We start from the raw sequence: 25297 nt of genomic DNA on the forward strand, positions 1-25297 counted from the left end.
CGGACGCGACAGAATGAGCGATTCCATCCACACCCCGCATAAACACGAACATGATCACGATCATGGCCCGAAAAAACTCACGCCCGTGCATGACCATGGCCACGGTGGCTCCTGCTGTTCCGGCACCCCGGCCCCGGCGTTGGTGCAATTGAGCGAAGCGCCCACCGCCGGCTCGCGGCTGAGCACCTTTCGCATCGAAGCCATGGACTGCCCCACCGAGCAGACGCTGATCCAGAACAAACTGGGCAAGCTTGCGGGTGTGCAGCAACTGGAATTCAACCTGATCAACCGCATCCTCGGTGTCACCCACGACCTGCCGACGACGGCGCCGATCATTGACGCCATCAAGTCCCTGGGCATGCAGGCCGATCCCATCGAAGAAGGCACACCCGCCGCCGAACCGCCCGCCAAGAAACACTGGTGGCCGCTGGCGTTGTCCGGCATCGGCGCGTTGGGCGCCGAAGTGCTGCACTTCACCAGCGCCGCGCCGACCTGGGTGATTGCCATCGTCGCGCTGGTGTCGATCCTCAGTGGCGGGCTCACCACCTATAAGAAGGGCTGGATTGCCCTGAAAAACCTCAACCTGAACATCAATGCCCTGATGAGCATCGCGGTAACCGGTGCGATCCTGATCGGCCAGTGGCCGGAAGCGGCGATGGTGATGTTCCTGTTCACCGTGGCCGAGTTGATCGAAGCCAAATCCCTGGACCGTGCGCGCAATGCCATCAGCGGCTTGATGCAGATGACGCCCGAGCAGGCCACCGTGCAACAGGCTGATGGTTCGTGGGCTGAGCAAGAGGTCAAGAGTATCGATCTTGGCGCCATCGTGCAGGTAAAGCCTGGCGAGCGCATCGGCCTGGACGGCGAAGTCACCGCTGGCCAATCCACCATCGACCAGGCGCCGATCACCGGTGAAAGCCTGCCGATTGAAAAGACCGTGGGCGACAAAGTCTTCGCCGGCACCATCAACCAGGCTGGCTCCCTGGAATATAAAGTCACTGCCGCCGCCAACAACTCCACCCTGGCGCGCATCATTCACGCGGTGGAGCAGGCCCAGGGCGCACGGGCACCGACCCAGCGCTTCGTCGACAGCTTCTCGAAAATCTACACCCCGGCGGTGTTCCTGTTTGCCCTGGGCGTGGCGGTGATCCCGCCGTTGTTCATGGCCGGCGCCTGGTTCGACTGGATCTACCGCGCCCTGGTGCTGCTGGTGGTCGCCTGCCCGTGTGCACTGGTGATTTCCACCCCGGTGACTATCGTCAGCGGCCTCGCGGCGGCAGCGCGCAAAGGCATCCTGATCAAGGGCGGCGTGTACCTGGAGGGCGGTTACAAGCTCGATTACCTGGCTCTCGACAAGACCGGCACCATTACCCACGGTAAACCGGTGCAAACCGATTACCTGGCGCTATTCCCCAACGTCGAAGACAGCGCACCGGCATTGGCCGCCAGCCTGGCTGGGCGTTCCGATCACCCGGTGTCGCTGGCGATCGCCAATGCGGCTGTGGATAAAAATCTGCCTACCCACGTTGTGGATAACTTTGCCGCCCTGGCCGGTCGTGGCGTGCGCGGCGAGATCAACGGCGAAACCTTCCATTTGGGCAACCACCGCCTGGTGGAAGACCTGGGCCTGTGCTCGCCGGCGCTGGAAGAAAAACTCTTCGCCCTGGAGAAACAAGGTAAGTCCGTGGTGCTGCTGCTCGACAAGTCCGGCCCACTGGCGCTGTTCGCCGTGGCCGACACGGTCAAGGACAGCAGCCGCGAAGCCATCCAGCAGTTGCACGAACTGGGCATCAAGACTCTGATGCTTACCGGTGACAACACCCACACCGCCCAGGCGATTGCCGCGCAGGTTGGCATCGACCAGGCCCAGGGCGACCTGTTGCCGACCGACAAGCTGCAAGCCATCGAAACCCTCTACGGCCAAGGCCACCGCGTGGGCATGGTCGGCGACGGCATCAACGACGCCCCGGCCCTGGCCCGCGCCGAGATCGGCTTTGCCATGGCTGCAGCGGGTACCGACACGGCTATCGAGACTGCTGATGTGGCCTTGATGGACGATGACCTGCGCAAGATTCCGGCTTTCATTCGTCTGTCGCGGCAAACGTCGAGTATCCTCAAGCAGAACATCGCCCTGGCGCTGGTGATCAAGGCGATCTTCCTCGCGGTCACCTTCCTGGGCATGGCCACGATGTGGATGGCGGTGTTCGCCGACATGGGCGTGAGCTTGCTGGTGGTGTTCAACGGCCTGCGCCTGTTGCGCAAATAGACGATGAGAGGGTGGTGTGCTGAGTGCCGAGTTGAAGGCGTTTTATATGGTCGCCCGCCTGGGCAGCATTACCCAGGCGGCGAAAAAACTCGGCCTGAGCCAACCCACGGTCACCACCCAGATCCGCAATCTGGAAAGCCAATACGGTATTGAATTGTTCTACCGTGGCGGGCGTCGCCTCACCGTCAGCGACGAGGGCGCGCGGCTGCTGCCGATGGTCAAGGCGCTGTTGCAGCAGGAAGCGGATATCGAGTTTTTCCTGCGCAACAACGGCCAGGTCCAGGGCGCACTGAGGATTGCCGCGACGGCGCCGTACTACATCCTCGACCTGGTCAAAGCCTTTCGCGAACGCCTGCCGCAGGTGGAAGTGTCGGTGGAAATCGGCAACTCCCAGCAGGTGCTCGAAGCGCTGGACGATTACCGCGTCGACGTTGCCGCCTCCTCGCAATTGCTGGAAGACCCACGCCTGATTCGCCGCGTACTGGGCACCGACCCGTTGGTGCTGGCGGTGCACCGCAACCATCCGTTGGCCAAGCTCGACCATGTGCCGCTCAACGCGTTGGCCGGGCACACGCTGTTGATGCGTGAAGCGGGCTCTACCACGCGACGTTTGACCGAAGAACTGTTGCAGAGCGCAGGTGTGAGCTTCGGACCGCTGCTGGAAATCGGCAGCCGCGAGTCGATTCGTGAAGCGGTGCTGCGCAACATCGGCATCAGCATCATTGCCCGCCAGGAAGTGCCCCATGACCCGCAATTGCGCGTGCTGACCATCGAGAACGCGCCGCAGATTCCGGAGTATCTGTACTGCCTCAAAGAACGGAAAAGTGCTCGCCTGCCGGCGGCTTTTCTGGGGCTGGCGCAGGAAATGTCAGGATGTTGAAGATGAAAATCAGTCGGCTATATGCTCAAATTTATGGATGTCTGCTGAGGTTTGGGAGTCAATTGCGCTCTCAAGGCGGCCAGATTTTCTGTCGTTACCGAATGGCCGGGCTGTGTTATTTTGGTACGTGAATGCTGATCGTGTGTTTTTATAACTTTATTATGGTTTATATATGTTGAATGAGCAGATGATTAAAGCTGCAGTCATCGCGAAAATTCAGACCAAGGTTAATAGTGATGGCGCGGTACTTATAAATGAGATGGTTTTTTCTCATGGGGCTCGACGTGCTGATTTGGCGGTGGTTAATGGAAATCTCCATGCTTTCGAGATCAAAAGTGACTTAGATACGCTTCGTAGATTAGAGGGGCAGGTTTCGGACTACTCATCAAGGTTCGACAAGCTAATTTTGGTTGTGTCTGAAAAGTTTGTTGAGCATGCATTGCAAAGTAATGAAAAAATAGGTGTTTGGAAGGCGTCATTAGATCTCAATGGTAAGGTCCGGCTTCAAGTAATACGTCCAGGAAGACTTGACCGGGTACGAGATGTTGGTTTCTTGTGTGATTTTCTTTTGAAGTCTGAATTAATAGATTTAGTAAGAGCTCACAAGAAATATACGTATCTTTCAAGGCTTTCTCGTGAGAATTTGACTGCGTTAGCTTTAGATATACCGATTTCAATAATTAGAGATTTTATGCTTAGGGCAATAAAGCTCAGGTATGAAAAAACGAGTTCTCTGTTTTTCGCTACATGCTCTGATGGCGTCGTCTCTCCTAATGAAATGGATAACCTTAGCCGTTCAAAGGTTCGGCGAAAAGAGATGGAGGAACTATTTAAATGCCCAAGAGCGTTGGGTGCGAATGTTGAGCGGCGAGAAATAAACCTATCTAGGTTTTTCCCAAAAGGGGACATTCCTGAAAATATCCCCCGTTTTGTATTGGTTCCTTCCTAATACTAGAAGATCCAATCGTCTTCATTTTCTGGAACGCCAACCTTAAGGCGTTCCAGTTGATAGTTTATATGTAGATTTACTCGGACGGAAATTGCCGTCACCGGTGCATTTATTGTATCGCCGACTCGGCTAACTGTATTCTTTAACATCTGTGCGCCCCAGCTTTCGCTTTCGGCAATTTCAGGGTGTTCTCTTAATAGCACTGCCGCTGCATCTATGAAACCTTCACCTTTGGTCCGAGGGCGGCGCTCGAAAAACCAAAATCCGTCGCTAGGTATATCTAATCGAGGCAGAAATACTCCCCCAAGGTCATCGTAAACCACTGAATGTATGGATGCATGATCCCCATAAATTACTATATCTGAGCCAATTTCTTCGAATAATAGATTTTCTAAAATATCTATTTTCCCTGATGTTTCGCTTTTTTCATTTAAGAAAGGTGTTACTGATCTTGGGAAACTAGTGCCAGCTAGTACTCGTGGGACTTCTGGTACTTCTTCAACTATTGTGTTTATTGTTTTTAATATGCTTTCCAGTACCCCAGGTTTGATGTTTTTTGTTGATATGTCTCTAATGAATCCGGCATCTATAATTATTAGAGATTTTTCGGGTTGCTCCAGAGCATACAAGGAGTTTAGAGTGTGTTCTAAATCTGTTTTAAAGTCTTTAATTCGGAATACAGGAGGGCGTTGTAGACGCTCTAAATTAAGTGCCTGCCTGACAATTTCACGGCCCTTTGCTCCTGGTGTGAATTGTACAGTAGGAATAATGTTCTCATTTTTTTCAACAAAACTAATCCAGCTTTTAAAATTATCCTCAGGATTCATGAGGTCTCTTACGGCTTGGTTTTGATGCTGGATTTCTCTAGTAAGGTCTAGAATATAGTTTCGCTGACCTACACATTCAGTGATTTTTGCAATGGCTTTTTCACATCCGTCAGAGTTACGCCATTTCCCTAAAATTATCACCGGAGTAAGGCTGTCTTTAGATTTTTCGTCAAGATGCGAATAACCGCTGAGCTCAGCTTGCCGTGTACGAATTATCGGGTAATATTTAAAATCTTTGAAGTTGATGTTCATCGCTCGTCCCTCCGTTCCGCTTGGCTCTCTAAGTGAGCTGCAAGTTTATTTCTGATTGTGTCTTTTAGAGGCTCTGGATTTATCATTGAGGAAAGAGAGTTTGAAATATTTCTATAAGAAACGAGATCGTTTTGTTGGGAGATTAGGTCGTTCTGATATTTCATGGATTCGTTTTTGAATTTTATTGCCTCGTCTTTGGCAAGAATTAAATCGTCCTCAAATTTTTCTAGAGCTCTAAATGCTGTGATGCTTAGGGCTAGGGTAATAACCGCAGACGCGATCCATCCAGAGAGTGAAACGATATTTGCGTTACTCTCTGGAGATGTCAGATATATGCTGATGGCGACGCTGGAGAGACCGACAAGTAAACTGATTATTGAGACTACCCTGTCAACGTTTTTTATCATTTTTGAGTCCACTTCAAAAGCGATTGATGCTGGATCGTAGCTGGTTTGGGTGTCAGTAAACAGCGGTAAGTCGTGTCCAGTGATTCAGCTTCTGTTTCGTGATCTTACTGGTGTGGCGTTATTTAGGTTCTCCGGAAGAAATATTGCCTACCCAAATCCACGAATACCACTATCACCGGGTTTTGCCTTTCTGCCACACCAGGGACGCATTGCCCCCCTAGCATGGCCTTCATCCGTTCGATGAGGTGCCTTGCATGAACACAGCCCTGACCCAACCCGGTGCGCCCATGAAGGTGCGGGGTATCCAGAAACGCTTCGGCGCCTTTACCGCGCTGGACAACGTGTCCCTGGACGTCGCCGCTGGCGAGCTGGTGTGCCTGCTGGGCCCGTCCGGTTGCGGCAAGACCACCTTGCTGCGCTGTATCGCCGGCCTGGAACGCCAGGACAGCGGCGAGCTTTACCTGGGCAACCGCGATGTTTCCCTGCTGCCGCCCCAGGCGCGGGACTACGGCATCCTGTTCCAGTCCTACGCGTTGTTTCCCAACCTCACCGTTGAAGCGAACATCGGCTACGGCCTCACCGGCAGTGGTCGCGATGAAGTGCGCCAGCGCGTCGGCCAGATGCTCGAACTGGTCGGCCTGGTCGGTAGCGAAAAGAAATACCCCGGTCAGCTGTCCGGCGGCCAGCAGCAACGCGTCGCTTTGGCCCGTGCCTTGGCGCCCGCGCCTTCGTTGTTGTTGCTGGATGAACCGATGTCGGCCCTCGACGCCCGCGTGCGTGAGCATCTGTGTACCGAGCTGCGCCAACTGCAACGGCGCCTGGGCATTACCACGCTGATGGTCACCCACAATCAGGATGAAGCGATGCTGATGGCCGACCGCATCGCCGTGATGAACAACGGCAAGGTCGAGCAATACGCCACGCCCCAGGAGATCTACGACCGTCCGGCCACGCCGTTCGTGGCGGAGTTTGTCGGCCAGGGCAATTGGCTGCCGTTCAGCCGCAACAGTGCCAGTCACGCCCAGGTCGGCGGGATGAACATGCGCCTGGCCGACGATGCCGCCATGGCCAAGTCCGGGCGCCTGTTCTGTCGCCCGGAGGCGATCAGCGTCAACCCGTCGGTGCATGAAGAAAACCTGTTCCCGGCCAAGGTGCGCGAGATCACCTTCCTTGGCAACCGCTGCCGCATGAGCTTTGAGCTGGAGCAATTGCCCGGCCACCCGCTGCTCGCCGAACTGGCCCCGGAAGCCATGCCGCGCCTGGGGGCACAGCACATCTGGGTGGCCTTGCCGCCGCACAGCCTGCAGGTGTTTGCCTGAGATGGCTGCTGTGATGACACTGCCACGCCAGGTTTCCCGCGCCGAAACCGGCGACAGAATTTTCGTCGTCGGCGGCAAACTGCTGTGGCTGTTGCTGTTGGGTATCGCTGTATTGATGCCGTTGCTGGCGATCTTCTGGCGCGGTTTCAGCAGCGAGGCCGGGCAGGGCGGTGGCCTGGTGGCGGCGCGGGAGCTGGTGACCAGCGCCAACTTCCATTGGCTGCTGGGCAATAGCCTGAAAGTGTCCCTGAGCGTGGCGGCCATCGTCGTACCGCTGGCCTACCTGTTTGCCTACGCCCTGCAACGCACCTTGATTCCCGGCAAGGCGATCTGGCGCGGTATGTCACTGCTGCCGCTGATGGCGCCGTCGATGCTGCCGGGCATTGCGCTGGTCTATCTGTTTGGCAACCAGGGCATGCTGCGCGGGCTGCTTTCGGAGAACATCTACGGTTTCTGGGGCATTGTGCTGGGGGAGGTGATCTACACCTTCCCACATGCCTTGATGATTCTGCTGTCGGCGCTGTCCCTGGCGGATGCACGCCTGTTCGATGCCGCCTCCAGCATGGGCGCCAGCCCGGCCCGGGCGTTTCGCAGCATCACCTGGCCGGCCACGCGCCAGGCGGTGTTCGCCGCGTTTTGCCTGGTGTTCACCCTGACCATCACCGACTTCGGTGTGCCCGTGGTGGTGGGTGGCGATTATCAGGTGCTGGCCCTGGAGGCCTACAAGGCGGTGGTCGGCCAGCAGCAGTTCGGGCGCGGTGCGCTGATCGGCATGGTGTTGCTGTTGCCGGCGTTGTTCAGCTTTGGGGTGGATGCCTGGCTGCGCCGCCGTCACGGCGACTCGATGAGCGGCCGTGCGCAAGTGTTTCAACCGGTGCCGTCGGCCTTGCGGGACGCCTGCTACCTGGCCATCGTGCTGCTGATCTGCGCGGTATTGCTGTTGGTGTTCGGCATGGCGGTGTATTCCTCGCTGGTGAAATTCTGGCCGTACAACCTGTCGCTGTCCCTCAACCATTACCAGTTCGAGGACACAGCCGGCGGCGGTTGGCTGGCTTACCGCAACAGCCTGACCCTGGCCCTGTGCACCGCGTTGATCGGCAGCGTGCTGATCTTCACCGGCGCCTACCTGATGGAAAAAACCAAGGGCCAGAAGGGCCTCAACCTGGCCCTGCGCATGCTCAGCTTCGTGCCGATGGCCGTGCCGGGCCTGGTGCTGGGCCTGGGCTACGTGTTCTTTTTCAACCTCAACGGCAATCCGCTGCATGTGTTCTACGGAACCATGACCCTGCTGGTGGTGTGCACCATTGCGCATTATTTGACCACTGCACAGATGACCGCGACTACCGCACTGCGCCAGCTCGACGCCGAGTTCGAAGCCGCCGCGCTGTCCCTCAAGGCGCCGCTGTACCGGCATTACTTGAAGGTGACGGTGCCGATCTGCCTGCCGGCGCTGCTGGACATCGTGCGCTATCTGTTTGTGTCGGCGATGACCACCGTGTCCGCCGCGATCTTCCTCTACAGCCCCGACACCATCCTCGCCGCTGTTGCCGTGCTGAACATGGACGACGCCGGCAACGTGGGCGGTGCGGCGGCCATGTCGACCCTGATCCTGTTCACTTCGGCCGGCGTTTCGCTGCTGCTGGCGTGGGCTTCACGTGGCGCGTTGCGCCGCTCCCAAGCCTGGCGCCAGACCGCGCCCGGGCAATAATCCTGAAGGAGGTGTTCCATGTTCAAGCCCCTGGCGCTGGTCGCGGCGGTACTCACGGCATTCAGCGTGAATGCCTTTGCCGCAAAAACCGAGTTGACCGTGTACACGGCCCTCGAAGCCGAGCAATTGAAGACCTACAAAAAGGCCTTCGAACAGGCTAACCCCGACGTCGAGATCAAATGGGTGCGTGACTCCACCGGCATCATCACCGCCAAGCTGCTGGCCGAGAAAGACCGCCCGCAAGCCGACGCAGTGTGGGGCCTGGCCGCCTCCAGCCTGGCGATCCTCGACCAGCAAGGCATGCTGGACAACTACGCGCCCAAGGACCTGGACAAGATCGGCAAGAACTATCGCGATGCCGCCAACCCACCGGCGTGGGTCGGCATGGACGTGTGGGCGGCGACCATCTGCTTCAACACCGTTGAAGCCGAGAAACAGGGCCTGACCAAGCCGGTGAGCTGGCAGGACCTGACCAAGCCTGAGTACAAGGGCAAGATCGTCATGCCCAACCCGGCTTCGTCCGGCACCGGTTTCCTTGACGTCAGCGCCTGGCTGCAGACCTTCGGCGAAAAGCAAGGCTGGCAGTACATGGACGACCTGCACCAGAACATCGGTCAGTACGTTCACTCCGGGTCCAAGCCGTGCAAGCTGGCGGCTTCCGGTGAATTCCCGATCGGCATTTCGTTTGAATACCCGGCGGTACAGCTGAAACGCCAGGGCGCGCCGTTGGACATCATCTTGCCGAAGGAAGGCCTGGGCTGGGATATTGAAGCCACCGCGGTGATCAAAGGCACCGCGCACAAGGACGCCGCGCAGAAGCTCGCCGACTTCTCCGCCAGCCCGGCGGCCATGGAGCTGTACAAGGACAACTTTGCCGTGCTCGCCCAGCCAGGTATCGCCAAGCCGCAGACCGAATTGCCGGCCGACTACGAGCAGCGTTTGATCAAGAACGACTTTGCCTGGGCGTCGAAGAACCGCGACAGCATCTTGACCGAGTGGCGCAAGCGCTATGACGGCAAGTCGGAGAAAGTGGCAGGGCAGTAAGGTTTTTCGTTGGGGCTACTGGCCTCATCGGGGGCAAGCCCCCTCCCACACTAATCGAACTGTGGGAGGGGGCTTGCCCCCGATGGCGGTCTGCAAAACAGGACATCACGATATGACACACCACAGCGACCTGCTGATCATCGGTGCCGGCATCCTCGGCCTGTCCCACGCCTACGCCGCCGCCAAACGCGGCCTCAAGGTCAAGGTGTTCGAACGCAGCGCCACGCCCTTGGGCGCTTCGGTGCGCAACTTCGGCCAGGCGCTGGTGACCGGCCAACCACCGGGGCCGATGCTCGACCTGGCACGCGAAAGCCGTGAGATCTGGGGCCATTGGGCGCAGGTCGCCGGGCTGCAACTCAAGCGCAACGGCGCCTACCTGTTCGCCCGCACCGAAGCCGAAGAGCATCTGTTGGAAGCGTTCTGCGCTGGCCGTGCGCAGGAACACGGCTACAACGTCGACCTGCTGCAAGGCGCAGCGATGAAGGACCTGTACGGCGGCCAGTTCCGCCATCACCGCGCTGCGTTGCATGGCAAGGACGATCAGCAACTCTATTCGCGCGAAGCGATCCCGGCGCTGATCAACTACCTGGCGCAAGAGCTGAAGGTGCAGTTTTACTTCTCTACGCTGGTGCGCGACGTCGAACCGGGCCAGTTGCACAGCACGGCAGGCAGCTTTCGCGCTGAACAGATCATCGTGTGCTCCGGCCACGACTACCAGACCCTGCTGGCCGAAGCGATGGCCGAACTCAACCCGAGCATCTGCCGCCTGCAAATGCTGCGCGCGCGGCCAGCGGTGAACCTGAACCTGCAACACGCGTTGCTCACCGGCTTGAGCTGCGTGCATTACGGTGCCTTTGCCGACCTGCCGGAAGCCGCGCCGGTGCAGGCGCAAATCCTGCGGGAGGCACCGCACCTGCATGAGCACGGTATCCATTTGCTGATCAGCCCGACGCCCCATGGCGAACTGATCATCGGTGACTCCCATGACTACGGCAGCGATGCATCGCCGTTCAATGCCGAGCAGGTCGATGACTGGATGATCGCGCTGGCCGAGCAGACCCTGGGCTGCAAGATCCAGGTCGTGGAGCGCTGGCAGGGCGTGTACGGCTCACGCGGGCCGGCGCCGTTTTCGTTCCTGCGGGCGGCGCCGGGTGTGAGCGCGGCGTTGATGCACACCGGTGTGGGCATGAGCGTGGGGCCGGCAATGGCTGAGCGAAATATCACAACCTTGTGGGGGGCGGCGTGATCAACCCGGAACAGACCATCGCCGAAGTCTTCGGCTTGTACGAACAGCACGGCACGGCGGATTACATCGGCGAGCCGGTGTCGCAGATCGAGCACATGTCCCAGGCCGCACAGTTGGCCATGGCCGAAGGCTTCGATGATGAAGTGGTGCTGGCGGCGTTTTTCCACGATATCGGGCACTTGTGCGGCGAGGGCGGCGAAAACATGGGCGGCTATGGCGTGGTCAGTCATGAGCAGCTCGGCGCCGATTACTTGCGTCGTGCAGGCTTCAGCGAGCGCATGGCCAAACTGGTGGAGTATCACGTGCAAGCCAAGCGCTACCTGACCTTCAGCCAGCCGGGTTATTACGCCCGCCTGAGCGAAGCCAGCCGCCGTACGCTCGGGTACCAGGGCGGTGTAATGACTCAGGAAGAGGCGCAGGCGTTTGAACAAGATCCGCTCTGCGAGATCAGCCTGCGCATGCGTCATTGGGACGAGCAGGCCAAGGCAATGCACGTGCCGGTGCTCGACCTCGAGGTGCTCAAGGCCAAGGCGCGGCAGGTGCTGGCGGCTTAGGTTTCGTCGAGGCGCCGGGCCAGAGCTTCGACCTGTTCCTGGCGCTCAGCCTGGCTGAGCCTAGGGTGAGGGTTGAGCGACGACCACTGCGGGTGGGCGCGGGCTTTGTGCAATGCATCCGGCAACTTGCCCTCGCGCCAGGTCTTGTCCTGGGGCGTGTCGACCTTGATGCTGTGCATCGCCGCATGGCCGCGCAGGTCCAGGGCCTTGAGCAACTGGCGTTGGCGCAGAGCGAGCAGGCGCAATACGCTGTCGTCCACGGTCAGCTCGCGCTGGCCTTTGATCTTGCCCAGCAGCCGGCTGCCATAGCTGCGTGCGGTTTGCAGCGCGCCACCGGCAATGGCGCCGGCCAGGGCGGCGGCGCCCAAGGTCAGGCCGCCGACCAACAGATCCACACCGGCACCCGCCGCTGCGCCTGCGGCGATCCCGCCACCGACGCGCACGCCGAGTTGCTTTAGAGTTTCCGGGTTGAACAGGTCGTCGCCCCAGCGCCCGTCCAGCAGCGGCAAGTCACTGGCGGCGGCATCCTGCGGGCGGAAGCCGAACAGCTTGAGCAGCGCTTCCACACACTTTTGTTCGCGTTGGCGCACGGCTTTGCGCAGGTCGCCGATGGCGTGTTGTTCATCTTCGGTGACCACGCTACGGCGGCAGGCGGCGCAGTCGATCAGCAGTTCGGCGATCAGCCGGGCGGCGCTTTGCTGGCGGGCCTGGCGCTGCGCCCCTTGATCCAGGATCAGCCGTTCCAATTGCGGCCGTGCGTTTTCCAGCAGCAGGGCGAGGCTTTCATACAGGCGCCGCTCGCCGTCTTCCGGCGGTGCCACGCTGTCGAAGCGCACCAGCGCGTGCAGGCCAAGCCGAGCCAGGGCTTCGCGCCAGTCCGGCTCGCGGTGGTCGCTGCTGCTGACAAAGTTGAGCACCGGCAGCAACGGCTTGCCGCAACTGGCCAGCACTTGCAGCTCGTCGCGGTATTTGGCCAGTACCGGCTCGCGGGCGTCGATCACATACAGGCCGGCGTCGGAGGCCAGCAGTTGGCGCAGCACCTTGGCTTCCTGTTCGAAACGCTGGCGCGCTTCGCTGCCTTCCAGGAACCGCGCCAGGCGCGCCGGGCCGTCGAGGCGTTCGCCGGGGCGATCCAGGCGCTCCAGGTAATCGAGCAGGGCGATGGCGTCTTCCAGGCCGGGGGTGTCGTACAGCTCCAGCAGGGCTTCGCCGTCCACCGACAAGCGTGCGCCTTCAACATGCCGTGTGGTACTGGGACGATGGGACACTTCGCCGAAGCCCACATCTCGCGTAAGGGTGCGCAGCAGCGACGTCTTGCCGACATTGGTGTGGCCGACCACGGCGAGTTTCAGGGGCTTAGTCATGACCGGTCTCCAGCCAGTTCAGCGGTGCGCAGTCGGCAAAGGGCAATTCAAGCTGTTGCAGCGCGGTGTGCCAGTCGCCCAGGCGCTCGGCGTCGAGGGCCTGGCCGGGCGGCGCTTGTAGCAGCCACACGCGGGTGGCGGTGGCGCTGCGGGCGAGTTCGGCGATCAGCGCCAGGCTGCCGCGATCCGGCGAGCGGCGCGGGTCGCAGGCGATGGCCAGACGTGCGGGCGGGAAGCGCGTGAGTTGTTCCAGCAGTTTGTTGCGCGATTCGCGGCTGTCGAGGATCCCGGCGTTCTTCACGTTGTGCGGCAGTTTGGGCGGCCAGGGGCGCAGGTCGTCCAGTTCGATGGCCACCAGCAGCGCGCCGTCGCTTTGCAGTTCGCTGACGCCGCCGCTGACGTGATGCAGTTGTTCGGGGGCGGCATCGTTGACCCCGAGGCGCTCACTGCTCGGCATCAGGCGCTCGCGCAATTGGCTGTAGCCGGGCAGGTTGAGGTCCAGGCGCAGGGCGGCGCGTCCACGTTTCCAGCGCCACAGGCAAAGCAGGGCAAGGATCAACCGGGGCAGCAGGCCATAGACCAGCAGCACGCCCACCAGCCATGCGGCCCAGGCCTGGCGGGCGCTTTCGATATTCAGCGCGGAATCGCCGCTGGCGCGGATCATCTCGACAGTCGGCACATTGAAGCCCAGCAGGGCGGGCAGGGCGCCGAGGGCCTGGGTGACGGCGACGAAGGTGTCGGCGCCGAGAATGGTGGTTTCCCACACGAAGCCGTAGCGGCGGGTGGCGAGTAGTGTCAGCAGAATCACCAGGGCGCTGAGCAACGCCAGCAACCACAGGCTATTGACCAGCACACCTACGGCCCAGCGATTGAGTTTCTGCCGTTGCAACAATAGCAGCAGTGCGGGCGCCAGCTGCGCAGCCTTCGCGTCACGGGCGAGTTTTTCGCTGAGCCATAACCACAGTCGCCCCAGGCTGGCGCTGTGTTCACCGGCAAACAGCAGGCCCAAGGCCCAACTGATCAGCAGGATCAGGTTCAAGCCGAGCAAGCTGCCCAAGGCCCAGAACACATTCACCGGGACCAGACCGTTGCCCAGCGCGGCAAAGGCCAGGCCCGCACCGCTGATCACCGCGACGACCGCCAGCAGCACCAGCGCCAGACGTGCGCCTTGCAACCAGCGGGTGAGGGCGGTCGTGAGCCCATCGCGCTCGGCCAGGTGCAGGGCGCGGTGCTGGATGCGCGTCGGCAGGTCGCCACCGACGGTGCGGGCCAGGCGGCTGGCTTCCAGGTCTTCCAGAGGGCCGGCGTGTTCTTCGCGCAGGCGCACGGTTTCTGTCAGCCAGAGTGTGTGCAAAGGAGTCACGCGTTGTCCTGTCGTGTTTGTGAGCCTGGAGCATAACCCCTGGCTCGGGGCTCTGGTATTCTCGTCGCCATGAAAAAAACTCTCCCTTTAAGCCTGATCGCAGCCCTCGGTGAAAACCGTGTGATCGGCGTCGACAACAGCATGCCCTGGCATTTGCCGGGGGATTTCAAATATTTCAAGGCCACCACGCTCGGCAAGCCGATCATCATGGGGCGCAAGACCTGGGACTCCCTGGGCCGACCGTTGCCGGGGCGCTTGAACATCGTGGTCAGCCGTCAGACCGATCTGGCGCTGGAAGGTGCGGAAGTTTTTCCGTCTCTGGAGGCCGCGCTAGAGCGCGCTGAGGAATGGGCAACGGCGCAAGGCGTTGACGAGCTGATGCTGATTGGCGGTGCTCAGTTGTATGCGCAGGGGCTGGAGCAGGCGGATCGGCTGTATTTGACGCGGGTGGCGTTGAGCCCGGAGGGGGATGCCTGGTTTCCGGAGTTTGATCGGGGCCAGTGGAAGTTGGTTTCCAATCTGGAGAATCCAGCTGAAGGTGATAAGCCTGCTTACAACTTTGAAGTCTGGGAAAAAGCTTAAAAGCATCGGGGGCAAGCCCCCTCCCACATCTTGACCGTCAAGTGTGGGAGGGGGCTTGCCCCCGATTGCTATCTATCAGGCTTGCGCTAATTCCGCATGCTCATCCGCATTCAACAACGCCTTGTCCGTCTGCCCCATGACCTGGCTGGTAATCGCCCCCGCCGTCATCGAGCCATTCACGTTCAACGCCGTACGGCCCATGTCGATCAGCGGCTCCACGGAAATCAGCAGCGCCACCAGTGACACCGGCAAGCCCATGGCCGGCAGCACGATCAGCGCGGCGAAGGTCGCACCGCCGCCCACGCCGGCCACACCGGCCGAACTCAAGGTCACAATCGCCACCAGGGTCGCGATCCACAGCGGGTCCAGCGGGTTGATGCCCACGGTCGGCGCGACCATCACCGCCAACATCGCCGGGTAGAGGCCGGCGCAACCGTTCTGGCCGATGGTCGCGCCGAACGAGGCGGCAAACCCAGCGATGGATTGCGGGATGCCCAGGCGACGGGTCTGCGCTTCAATGCTCAGCGGGATCGCCGCCGCGCTGGAGCGGCTGGTGAAGGCAAAGGTCAGCACCGGCCACACCTTGCGGAAGAAGCGCAGCGGGTTGATCCCGGCCAGGGACAGCAGCAGGCCGTGCACCACGAACATCAGGCCCAGGGCCAGGTACGACACCACCACGAAACTGCCGAGCTTGATGATGTCTTGCAGGTTGGAGCCGGCGACCACTTTGGTCATCAGCGCCAATACGCCATACGGCGTCAGCTTCATCACCAGGCGCACCAGGCGCATCACCCAGGCTTGCAGGGTGTCGATGGCGTTGAGGACTTTCTGGCCCTTTTCCACGTCATCCTTGAGCAGTTGCAGCGCGGCAACCCCCAGGAATGCGGCGAAAATCACCACGCTGATGATCGAGGTCGGCTTGGCCCGGGCCAGGTCGGCGAACGGGTTGGCCGGCACGAACGACAGCAGCAGTTGCGGGATATTCAGGTCGGCGACCTTGCCCGCGTAATCGCTCTGGATCACTTGCAGGCGCGCCATTTCCTGGGTGCCGGCCACCAGGCCTTCGGCGGTGAGGCCGAACAGGTTGGTCAGGGCGATGCCGATCAGCGCCGCAATCGCGGTGGTGAACAGCAGCGTGCCGATGGTCAGGAAGCTGATCTTGCCCAGGGACGAGGCGTTGTGCAGGCGTGCCACGGCGCTGAGGATCGACGCGAATACCAGCGGGATCACGATCATTTGCAGCAGTTGCACATAACCGTTGCCGACCAGGTCGAACCAGCCGATGGAGGCCTTGAGTACCGGGTTGCCGTCACCGTAGACCGTGTGCAGCACGGTGCCGAACACCACGCCGAGTACAAGGGCAAGCAGCACCTTCTTGGCGAGGCTCCAGTTTGTGCGACGGGTTTGTGCCAGGCCCAGCAACAGGGCCACGAACACCAGTAAGTTGAGAATCAGGGGCAGATTCATTGAAGCTCCGTTGAGAAGGCAGCCAATCGCGCGAGCCTGCGATTGCGAACCGGAAAGCCTAACAGCTTGAAATATATTGATTTAATACCGATATGGAATGGTGACTGTCGTTTTTGGAATAAGCCTTTGACGCTCAGGCACATGTCCTTGGCGCGTTCACGACGCAAGCGGTCGTGCTCGGGCGATAACTGTCACAGGGATTTGTTAGCGTCGATGTTTTTCACTCAGGGAGAAACGCATATGAAGCTCGCTTCGAGATTGTTTGCCGCCGCACTGTGCTTGGGCCTTGCCGGGCCAACCATGGCCGCCACCGAGTTGAAACACTGGCCGGCCCCGGCCGCCGAGCAACTGAACAAAATGATCGCCGCCAACGCCAACAAGGGCAATTTCGCGGTGTTCGACATGGACAACACCAGCTACCGCTACGACCTCGAAGAGTCCCTGCTGCCCTACATGGAAAACAAGGGCTTGATTACCCGCGACAGCCTTGATCCGTCGCTCAAGCTTATGCCGTTCAAAGACACTGCCGACCATAAGGAAAGTCTGTTCAGCTACTACTATCGCCTCTGCGAAGTGGACGACATGGTCTGCTACCCGTGGGTTGCCCAGGTGTTCTCGGGGTTCACCCTCAAGGAGCTCAAAGTGCAGGTCGATGAGCTGATGGCCTCCGGCAAGCCCGTGCCCGTCACTTATTTCGAAGGCGACGCCGTTAAGAAGTCCGAGGTGCAACCGCCGAAAGTCTTCACCGGCCAGGCCGAGCTATACAACAAACTGATGGAAAACGGCATCGAGGTGTATGTGATGACCGCCGCTTCCGAAGAGCTGGTGCGCATGGTCGCCGCCGATCCGAAGTACGGCTACAACGTCAAGCCCGAGAACGTCATCGGCGTGACCACCTTGCTCAAGGACCGCAAGACCGGCGAGCTGACCACCGCGCGCAAACAGATCACCGCCGGCAAGTATGACGAAAAGGCCAACCTGGGCCTGGAACTCACGCCCTACCTGTGGACCCCGGCGACCTGGATGGCCGGCAAGCACGCGGCGATCCTCACCTACATCGACGAATGGAAAAAGCCGGTACTGGTGGGTGGCGACACCCCGACCAGCGATGGCTACATGCTGTTTCACGACGTGGACGTGGCCAAGGGTGGTATCCACCTGTGGATCAACCGCAAGGACAAATACATGACCCAGTTGAACGGCATGATCGCCAAGCACGCGGCGGCGCAGGCCAAGGAAGGGTTGCCGGTGACGGCGGACAAGAACTGGGTGATCGTCAAGCCTGATGAAATCCAGTAACACCGCGGCGCTTGTTATCGGGGGCAAGCCCCCTCCCACAGTTGACCGAGTTCCAACATGAGAATGCAGTCAGTGTGGGAGGGGGCTTGCCCCCGATAGCTATCTGATTGACAGGCCAAAAGCTACAGCAAAAATAGATATCAATTGCGAACCAATCTCATCATCTGCTAGCGTGCGCACTTCCTGAACCCTCCGTTCTTCTCAAGGTAGTGCTGTGTCCTCCTGGAATTCGCAGATAGCGCGCCTGTTCGCGGAGCAGAAGAAAGCCCTCGAAGCCTTCGTCACCCGCCGCACCGGCAGCGCCCAGGTGGCCGCCGACCTGACCCAGGAATCGTTCCTGCGCCTGGCACGTCTGGACTCCGGCGAGAAGATCGACAACCTGCCAGCCTTCCTCTTCACCATCGCCAGCAACCTGGTGCGCGATCACCAGCGCCAGGCCATCCGCCGTGAGCGCCTGGATGCCGGCGAGCCCAGCGAAGAACTGCCGTGCGGCAACCCCGGTGCCGACGAACAACTGGCCGCCTACCAGCAGGAGCAACTGATGCAGGACGCAATCCTGGCGTTGCCCGCAGCGACTCGGCAGATCTTCCTGCTCTATCATGTCGACGAACTTTCCTATCGCGAGATTGGCGAACGCCTGTCGATCAGCCCGCGCAGCGTGGAATACCAACTGCGCCGCGCCTTGATTGAATGCCGTGCCTACATCAAGACGCGGCTCGCCTGCGACACACAAGGACGTCGGTCATGACTGCGTTACCCACTGCCGACGCGTTGTTCGAAGAAGCGTCCGCCTGGTACTTCCGCTTGCAGGCCGAGGACGTGACCCCGGCCGAGATGGACGCTTTTGCCGCCTGGCTCGGGCAGGGCCAGCCCCAGGACGACGCGTGGCAGGAAGTGCAGGCGATGCTCGGCGGTTTGCGTGAACCGGCACGGCTGATCCGCCGCGCCGAGCAGGTCGCGTGGCGCAAACCCGCGCGGCGTTGGGCTTATGCCGCTGCCGTGCTGCTGGCGGTTGGGTTGACCGTGCAGAACACGCCCTGGCTCGACCGCCTGCGCGCGGACTACGCCACCGGCACCGGCGAAACGCGCACAGTCGAGTTGGCGGACGGCTCCCAGTTGCAGCTCAATACCGACAGCGCCGTTCAGGTACGCATGAGCAGCGGTGAGCGTCAGATTCGTCTGTTGCGCGGGGAAGGTTTTTTCAGCGTGACCAAAGACCCGGCGCGGCCCTTCGTGGTGCAGTCCGGCGAGGGCTGGGTGACGGTGGTCGGCACCCAGTTCAGCGTGGCAAGGCGGGATGCGCAGACGCGGGTGCAAGTGGCGCAGGGCAAGGTGCAGGTCAGCGCGGGCGCCGGTGAGCCGGTCTACCTGGAGCCGGGACGGGCCGTGGAATATCAGGGCCAGCACCTTGCCGAGGCCCACGGTTTCGATGCGGCCAGCGGTTTCGCCTGGCGCCAGCGACAACTGGTGTTCCGCCAACAACCGCTGTCGGAAGTGGTCAGCGAGTTGAACCGCTACTGGCCTGGCAAGACCCTGGTGCTGGGCGATGCGCTGCGCAATCGCGTGGTGTCCGGCGTGTTCGAGATCGACAAACCGGAAGCCGTGATCAAGGCGCTGGAATACACCCTCAACCTGCGCGCTGAGCACTACACCCCGTATTTACTGGTGTTGCGCGAAGGCAAAGCCTCTTAGCGGCAACTTTTGCAAAATATTTTCAGGGTTTCCCCGCAAGCCATCGTCCTTGATCACTGAGGCGTAAATAGTAAGCACTCTCAAGTAGTGCGGCGCCGATCACAGACTTTTTTGCACCGGGGAGCACCATCCATGGCACACCGATTCGCCGCGCGGCCCTTGCTGGCACTGGCTATTTCCATGGCCTGCGGCACTGCGCCGCTGTATCTGCAGGCCGCCGAAACCACCCAGGCCCAGACTTATCGATTCGATATTCCGGGGCAAAGCCTGGACGGTGCGCTGGCGGCATTTTCGGCAGTGACACGGGTGCAGGTACTGGTGAATGGTGAGTTGACCCAGGGTGTGGTGTCACCGGGGGTGAAGGGCAACCTGGGGCAGCGTGAAGCCTTGGGGCAACTGCTCGGCGGCACGGGGTTGAGTGCGGCGTTTATCAATGCCGATACCGTTACCCTGGAAAAGCGTGTGGACGCCGGTGGCGCCCTCGAAGTCGGCGCCACCACCATCAGCGCCGAGCGCCTGGGCGTCACCACCGAAGGCACCGGCTCCTACACCACGGGTGCCGTGACCATCGGCAAGGGCGAGCAGAAACTCAAGGACATCCCGCAGTCGGTCAGCGTCATGACCCGCAAGCAGATGGACGACCAGAACACCACGAAGCTCTCCGACGTGGTCAAGCGCACGCCCGGCCTGACGGCGACCAAATCTCCTGGCCCTGGCATGTTCATCTTCTCCCGTGGTTTCGAAGTCGGCACGCTGCAATACGACGGCGTGGGAATCCCGCGTAACACCTATACGCTGGGCAGCTACCTCACGGAAAACATGGCGATCTATGACCGCGTCGAAACCCTGCGCGGCCCGGCGGCCTTGCTGCAAGGCGCGAATAGCCCCGGCGGCACCATGAATCTGGTGCGCAAGCGTGGCCAGCAGGCACCGACAGTGACCATCACCGCCAAGGCCGGCTCGTGGGACCACTACGGCACCCAAGTCGATGCCGGTGGCCCGCTCAACCCGGAAGGCACCTTGCGCGGCCGGTTTGTGGCGGATTACGACACCACCAACTCCTTCGTCGACTACGCGGGCGGCTGGAATCAGACCGTCTATGGCGCCGTCGACTACGACTTCACGCCAGACACCACCGTGGGCGTCGGCATCAGCAACCAGAAAGGCCACTCACGCCCCAACTTCATGTCGCTGCCCCGCTACGCCAATGGCAGTGATATCGGCCTGCCGCGCTCGACCTTTGTCGGCGCCAGCTGGAACCGTGCCGTCAACAACCAGACCCAGGTGTTCGCCGACCTGGAGCATCGTTTCAACGATGACTGGAAGGTGAAGGCCGCGCTGGTGGCGATGGACGAACACAACGACGCGACCTACCAGGCGACGTGGGATACTGTCCCCAACCCCGGCGACACGGGCAATGTGCGCTACATCGACTGGGTGACCGACTTCAATACCAAAAGTCGCGGCGCGGATGTGTATGTCAACGGCAAGTTCGACGGCCTGGGTTTCCAACAGGAAATGGTTCTGGGCGCCAACTATTCCAAACTCACCACCGACGACCAGTGGGCGCGGGCGGCAACGAATGGCGCGGATATTTTCAACATCGACCATAACCGTGTGCAGCGCGACAAATACCAGTTGTTCCAGGCGGGGAACGCCTCGAAGAGCTGGTATGACATCCGTCAGAAAGGCATCTATGGCACCTGGCGCGTCAAGGTGCTGGACCCGCTCACGCTGATCCTCGGCGCGCGCACCAGTTGGTATGAGTACTCCTATATTGGCCAGAACGGCCGCCAGGGCGTGTACGGCGTTGCCGAGGAAAGCACCACGCAAACCTCCGGCAAGGTCACGCCGTATGCAGGCCTGGTCTATGCCCTGAACGATCAATGGTCGGCCTACGCCAGCTACGCCGATGCGTTCGAGCCGCAAACCAACCTGACCACCTCGGGATCTCTGCTCAAGCCTATCGAGGGCAAGAACTACGAGCTGGGCATCAAGGGTGAACTGGCCGATGGCCGCCTCAACACTTCATTCGCGATCTTCCGCTACGACCAGGAAAATCGTGGCGTCCAGGACCTGCAAGGGCCGATGAACTGTAATGGCTGGTACTGCTCGGTGGCCTCGGGCAAGGTCCGCAGCCAGGGTTTTGAAGCCACATTGGGCGGTGAAGTGCTGCCGGGTCTGCAACTGGTCTCCAGCTACACGTACAACACCACCAAGTTCCTCAAGGACGACACCTACGAAGGCAAGGTCTTCAGCACCTGGACGCCCAAGCACCTGCTCAAGGTGTGGGGCGATTACCAGTTGCCGGGGGACTGGCAGAAGGTCAGCGTCGGCGCTGGCGTAACGGCGCAAAGCAGCACCGTCGCCTACGATCGCACCTTCAGCGTGCCGGGCAATGCACTGTGGGATTCGCGGGTGGCCTACAAGATCAACCAGGAATTCACCGTCGCGGCGAACCTGAACAATATGTTCGACAAGAAGTACTACATCCCGGCGTACAACGCGAACTGGGGCAGTAACTACTATGGCGACCCGCGCAATGTGATGTTCACCATGACCTACACCCCACAGTTCTGAGTGCAACCGGAATAAAAATGCCCCGCACGTGGCGGGGCATTTTCATGGGATCAAACAACCCACGCTATCGCGCGTCACTTCACCGATTTCAAATGCCAGTTCCATTGCGCAACCAACGCGTTCTCACCCAATTTGATGAACAGCCCATAGTCGCTCAGGTAGGCTGCCTGGTAAGTCCAACCTTTCATCTGAACGCAGTCGAGTACCTTTGCTTGCCCCTTCAGGTCCGGGGTCAGGGTGGCGGCCGGGATTTCCCGAGCGACCTTGCAGGTCACGGTTCTTGGCTCGCTGTTCTCCGGCGAAGGACTGCCATCGGGGTTGATGGATTTTGACCACGTTTGGGTGTAGCTCACCTCACTGGCGAGGGGCAAGTTACGCCAATCGCCTTGAAAGCTCAGGCCAACCAAGAGGCGTGTCTTCACCTTGTCAGTGCCTGTTTTGCGGTCGAGACCTTGGCTGTCCAGATCAAACAGGCCTTGGAAGGTCAGCTCCTGGTTAAAGCCAAGTGCCGAGTCGCGTGTTTGTACCAGCGTCTGACCCGATGCTTTGTCGACACTGATGAATGTCTGCTTGGTCTGGTCGCCCACGCGGGTGTTGTTGAAGAGCACGGCGTCATAGTCGTAGGCCAGCTCGCTCAGGGTGCGGGTTGGCGCAGGCAGGCCGAGCGCTCGGATGGCCGCCAGTACGGCTGGGTTGGCATTGGTTGCGCTGGCAGCGGGTGGCAATGCCTGGCGCGCCTTGAAAGCGGGTAACCGGGCCAGCTCCACCGGCGCCTGGCACAGAGCCTTGAAGAGCTGGGCATGTTCGCCGGAAGCTTGATCCAAGGCTTGCGGCTTGAATTGTCGACGGATTTCGCCGTTGATCATCTGGCGCGTTTCATCGAGGTTGAACTGGCTCATCAACGTAATGGTGCGTTGTGTGCAATCCAGGGTCAGCCGCTCCTGCCGTTGAGTAAACAACGATGCGGTCTTGGCGACCTGATAGTGCAGGTAATCCTCTGTGGCCCAGACGGATATCTGACTGCCTTGCTGCTGCACGCTGTTACGGTCGATCAGCAGCCAGCCCTGATCGGCAGAGGTTTGCAGCACCCGCCAGTCGGGCACGGGGCGTGCCTTGCATACGCTCTGCAATTGAGCGCTTTGCTGCAGTTGTTGGGCCTGTGCCGCTGGCAGGTCGACGCCTGTTGCCGGTGAGGGAGTAAAAGCCCGCAGGCCCGTGCGCGTGGGGTAGAACATCCTTCCAGGACCTTGTGTGCAGTAGGCGTCGAACTGCACAGAGATCGGGTTTTGCTGCAAGTCGACGGAGTACGCGACTCTGTCGCCGTTGCGCAGGATGGTGTAGTCGAGCGCCGGCAGTGTCATGGCTTCGTTGAAGAGTGCAAGGCCTGGGTCCACCTGAGGCTTTTGCAGCGAGCTGCAACCGGCCAACGCCAATAGGGAAAGCGCCCATGCAGCTGGGCGTAGAGCGGTAAAGCGGGCATCCATGCGGGTAAGTTCCTTGAGAATACAGTTGCGCCTGTTATCGGCCGGCGTATGAAAAACTACAGCGTCAGAACGCCAGGCAAAAAAATGCCCCGCACGTGACGGGGCATTTTTATGGGCGCAGCTTACAGACCGTCAAGCATCGCCTTGTTACGCACAGCACCCTTGTCGGCACTGGTGGCCAGCAGGGCGTAAGCCTTCAATGCGGTAGTCACTTTGCGTGGACGCTTCTCCACTGGCTTCCACCCCTTCTTGTCCTGCTCAACCCGGCGTGCCGCCAGTTCTTCGTCGCTGATCAGCAGGTTGATCGAGCGGTTCGGAATGTCGATCAGCACCTTGTCGCCGTCCTGCACCAGGCCAATTGCGCCACCGGCAGCGGCTTCCGGCGAAGCGTGGCCGATGGACAGGCCCGAAGTACCGCCGGAGAAGCGGCCGTCGGTCAGCAAGGCGCAGGCTTTGCCCAGGCCCTTGGATTTCAGGTAGGACGTCGGGTACAGCATCTCCTGCATGCCCGGGCCGCCTTTCGGGCCTTCGTAGCGGATGATCACGATGTCGCCTTCCTTCACTTCGTCGGCGAGGATGCCGCGCACGGCGCTGTCCTGGCTTTCGAAGATCTTCGCGTTGCCTTCGAACACATGGATCGACTCATCCACACCGGCGGTTTTCACCACGCAGCCATCCAGGGCGATGTTGCCGTACAACACGGCCAAACCGCCTTCTTTCGAGTAGGCGTGCTCGACACTGCGGATGCAGCCGTTTTCACGGTCGTCGTCGAGGGTGTCCCAACGGGTCGACTGGCTGAACGCGGTTTGCGTCGGGATACCGGCCGGGCCAGCCTTGAAGAAGGTGTGCACGGCTTCGTCGTCAGTCTGGGTGATGTCCCACTTGGCGATGCCTTCGGCGATGGATGGACTGTGCACGGTCGGCAGATCGGTGTGCAGCAGGCCGCCACGAGCCAGCGAACCGAGGATCGAGAAGATTCCGCCGGCGCGGTGCACGTCTTCCATATGGTACTTCTGGATGTTCGGCGCGACCTTGCACAGTTGCGGCACGTGACGGGACAGGCGGTCGATGTCGCGCAGGTCGAAATCGATCTCGGCTTCCTGGGCCGCGGCCAGCAAGTGCAGGATGGTATTGGTGGAACCGCCCATGGCGATGTCCAGGGTCATGGCGTTCTCGAACGCCTTGAAGTTGGCGATGTTACGCGGCAATACCGACTCATCGTTCTCGCCGTAGTAACGCTTGCACAGCTCGACGATGGTGCGGCCGGCCTGCAGGAACAGCTGCTCGCGGTCGCTGTGGGTGGCCAGCGTCGAGCCGTTGCCCGGCAAGGCCAGGCCCAGGGCTTCCACCAGGCAGTTCATCGAGTTGGCGGTGAACATGCCGGAGCACGAGCCGCAGGTTGGGCAAGCGCTGCGCTCGTATTCCGCGACCTTCTCGTCAGAAGCGCTGGAATCGGCGGCGATGACCATGGCGTCGACCAGGTCGAGGCCGTGGGAGGCGAGTTTGGTCTTGCCGGCTTCCATCGGGCCGCCGGAGACGAAGATCACCGGGATGTTCAGGCGCAGGGCGGCCATCAGCATGCCAGGGGTGATCTTGTCGCAGTTCGAGATGCAGACGATGGCGTCGGCGCAGTGAGCGTTGACCATGTATTCCACGGAGTCGGCGATGATCTCGCGGCTCGGCAGGGAATACAGCATGCCGTCATGGCCCATGGCGATGCCGTCATCCACGGCGATGGTGTTGAATTCCTTGGCGACGCCACCGGCGCGTTCGATCTCGCGGGCGACCAGTTGGCCCAGGTCTTTGAGATGGACGTGGCCGGGTACGAACTGGGTGAACGAGTTGGCAATCGCGATGATCGGCTTCTTGAAGTCGTCATCTTTCATCCCCGTGGCACGCCACAGTGCGCGCGCGCCGGCCATGTTGCGGCCGTGGGTGGATGTTTTCGAGCGGTAATCTGGCATGGAGCACTCCGGGCGGCTAATCGGTATCAAAAGGGAGTGAGCTTCTATTG

20 protein-coding genes are annotated in these 25297 nt (G+C 60.5%); 13 read left to right on the forward strand and 7 right to left on the reverse strand.

What is annotated here, in order from left to right:
* The first annotated feature begins 13 nt into the window (after positions 1 to 13).
* From BM017_RS05985 to BM017_RS28780, 3 genes are all read left to right on the forward strand, one after another.
* Positions 14 to 2266, forward strand: coding sequence for a heavy metal translocating P-type ATPase (locus BM017_RS05985; protein WP_092241871.1), 2253 nt, complete (start codon positions 14 to 16; stop codon positions 2264 to 2266).
* 16 nt (positions 2267 to 2282) lie between these two features.
* Entirely contained in the window at positions 2283 to 3146 is an 864-nt protein-coding gene (locus BM017_RS05990; protein WP_092241872.1) for a LysR family transcriptional regulator, read from the forward strand.
* Positions 3147 to 3318: 172 nt separating this feature from the next.
* Entirely contained in the window at positions 3319 to 4095 is a 777-nt protein-coding gene (locus BM017_RS28780; protein WP_139212850.1) for a sce7726 family protein, read from the forward strand.
* A 2-nt stretch (positions 4096 to 4097) separates the two neighbouring features.
* Here the strand turns inward: BM017_RS28780 and BM017_RS05995 are convergent, their stop codons facing one another.
* Together BM017_RS05995 and BM017_RS06000 are read right to left on the reverse strand one after the other, a co-directional pair.
* Positions 4098 to 5174: a beta family protein gene (locus BM017_RS05995; RefSeq protein WP_092241877.1), complete on the reverse strand. Its 1077-nt coding sequence runs from the start codon at positions 5172 to 5174 to the stop codon at positions 4098 to 4100.
* Positions 5171 to 5581: a hypothetical protein gene (locus BM017_RS06000; protein WP_092241880.1), complete on the reverse strand. Its 411-nt coding sequence runs from the start codon at positions 5579 to 5581 to the stop codon at positions 5171 to 5173. The genes BM017_RS05995 and BM017_RS06000 overlap by 4 nt, the downstream gene beginning before the upstream one ends.
* A gap of 254 nt (positions 5582 to 5835) precedes the next feature.
* Here BM017_RS06000 and BM017_RS06005 point away from each other — a divergent pair, with 254 nt between their 5' ends.
* The 5 genes from BM017_RS06005 (at position 5836) to BM017_RS06025 (ending at position 11452) form a co-directional block, all read left to right on the forward strand.
* Entirely contained in the window at positions 5836 to 6900 is a 1065-nt protein-coding gene (locus BM017_RS06005; protein ID WP_092241884.1) for a putative 2-aminoethylphosphonate ABC transporter ATP-binding protein, read from the forward strand.
* A 1-nt stretch (position 6901) separates the two neighbouring features.
* Entirely contained in the window at positions 6902 to 8608 is a 1707-nt protein-coding gene (locus tag BM017_RS06010) for a putative 2-aminoethylphosphonate ABC transporter permease subunit (protein WP_092241887.1), read from the forward strand.
* Positions 8609 to 8626: 18 nt separating this feature from the next.
* Positions 8627 to 9652 (forward strand): putative 2-aminoethylphosphonate ABC transporter substrate-binding protein, encoded by a 1026-nt coding sequence (locus BM017_RS06015; protein WP_092241889.1) that lies wholly within the window; start codon positions 8627 to 8629, stop codon positions 9650 to 9652.
* 112 nt (positions 9653 to 9764) lie between these two features.
* Entirely contained in the window at positions 9765 to 10898 is a 1134-nt protein-coding gene (locus BM017_RS06020) for a TIGR03364 family FAD-dependent oxidoreductase (RefSeq protein ID WP_092241893.1), read from the forward strand.
* A complete protein-coding gene (locus BM017_RS06025; RefSeq protein ID WP_092242397.1) occupies positions 10898 to 11452 on the forward strand; it encodes a phosphonate degradation HD-domain oxygenase in 555 nt (184 codons plus the stop codon). The genes BM017_RS06020 and BM017_RS06025 overlap by 1 nt, the downstream gene beginning before the upstream one ends.
* Here the strand turns inward: BM017_RS06025 and BM017_RS06030 are convergent.
* Positions 11449 to 12816, reverse strand: coding sequence for a DUF3482 domain-containing protein (locus BM017_RS06030; RefSeq protein ID WP_092241896.1), 1368 nt, complete (start codon positions 12814 to 12816; stop codon positions 11449 to 11451). The two genes, BM017_RS06025 and BM017_RS06030, sit on opposite strands and share 4 nt — an antisense overlap.
* Positions 12809 to 14179, reverse strand: a complete 1371-nt coding sequence (locus BM017_RS06035) for a DUF2868 domain-containing protein (protein WP_092241898.1) — start codon at positions 14177 to 14179, stop codon at positions 12809 to 12811. The genes BM017_RS06030 and BM017_RS06035 overlap by 8 nt, the downstream gene beginning before the upstream one ends.
* A gap of 69 nt (positions 14180 to 14248) precedes the next feature.
* Between BM017_RS06035 and BM017_RS06040 the strand changes: the two genes are divergently transcribed.
* Positions 14249 to 14761: a dihydrofolate reductase gene (locus BM017_RS06040; RefSeq protein WP_092241902.1), complete on the forward strand. Its 513-nt coding sequence runs from the start codon at positions 14249 to 14251 to the stop codon at positions 14759 to 14761.
* A gap of 75 nt (positions 14762 to 14836) precedes the next feature.
* Here BM017_RS06040 and BM017_RS06045 read toward each other — a convergent pair whose 3' ends face one another.
* Positions 14837 to 16228: an L-cystine transporter gene (locus tag BM017_RS06045; RefSeq protein ID WP_092241905.1), complete on the reverse strand. Its 1392-nt coding sequence runs from the start codon at positions 16226 to 16228 to the stop codon at positions 14837 to 14839.
* Between the two features lie 240 nt (positions 16229 to 16468).
* Here BM017_RS06045 and BM017_RS06050 point away from each other — a divergent pair, with 240 nt between their 5' ends.
* From BM017_RS06050 to BM017_RS06065, 4 genes are all read left to right on the forward strand, one after another.
* On the forward strand, positions 16469 to 17527 hold the full coding sequence (locus BM017_RS06050) for a phosphorylcholine phosphatase (RefSeq protein WP_092241908.1): 1059 nt from the start codon (positions 16469 to 16471) through the stop codon (positions 17525 to 17527).
* Positions 17528 to 17741: 214 nt separating this feature from the next.
* On the forward strand, positions 17742 to 18275 hold the full coding sequence (locus BM017_RS06055; protein WP_092241910.1) for an RNA polymerase sigma factor: 534 nt from the start codon (positions 17742 to 17744) through the stop codon (positions 18273 to 18275).
* On the forward strand, positions 18272 to 19219 hold the full coding sequence (locus tag BM017_RS06060) for a FecR family protein (RefSeq protein WP_092241912.1): 948 nt from the start codon (positions 18272 to 18274) through the stop codon (positions 19217 to 19219). The genes BM017_RS06055 and BM017_RS06060 overlap by 4 nt, the downstream gene beginning before the upstream one ends.
* Positions 19220 to 19351: 132 nt before the next feature.
* The gene (locus BM017_RS06065) at positions 19352 to 21799 is read left to right on the forward strand and encodes a TonB-dependent siderophore receptor (RefSeq protein ID WP_092241915.1); all 2448 of its coding nucleotides are present in this window, start codon (positions 19352 to 19354) and stop codon (positions 21797 to 21799) included.
* Positions 21800 to 21873: 74 nt separating this feature from the next.
* Here the strand turns inward: BM017_RS06065 and BM017_RS06070 are convergent, their stop codons facing one another.
* Positions 21874 to 23283 (reverse strand): surface-adhesin E family protein, encoded by a 1410-nt coding sequence (locus BM017_RS06070; protein ID WP_092241919.1) that lies wholly within the window; start codon positions 23281 to 23283, stop codon positions 21874 to 21876.
* 122 nt (positions 23284 to 23405) lie between these two features.
* Complete coding sequence (gene ilvD / locus BM017_RS06075) at positions 23406 to 25247, reverse strand: dihydroxy-acid dehydratase (protein ID WP_092241922.1); 1842 nt, start codon at positions 25245 to 25247, stop codon at positions 23406 to 23408.
* Positions 25248 to 25297 lie beyond the last annotated feature (50 nt).

This window comes from Pseudomonas sp. NFPP04, assembly GCF_900113815.1.
Taxonomy (GTDB): domain Bacteria; phylum Pseudomonadota; class Gammaproteobacteria; order Pseudomonadales; family Pseudomonadaceae; genus Aquipseudomonas; species Aquipseudomonas extremorientalis.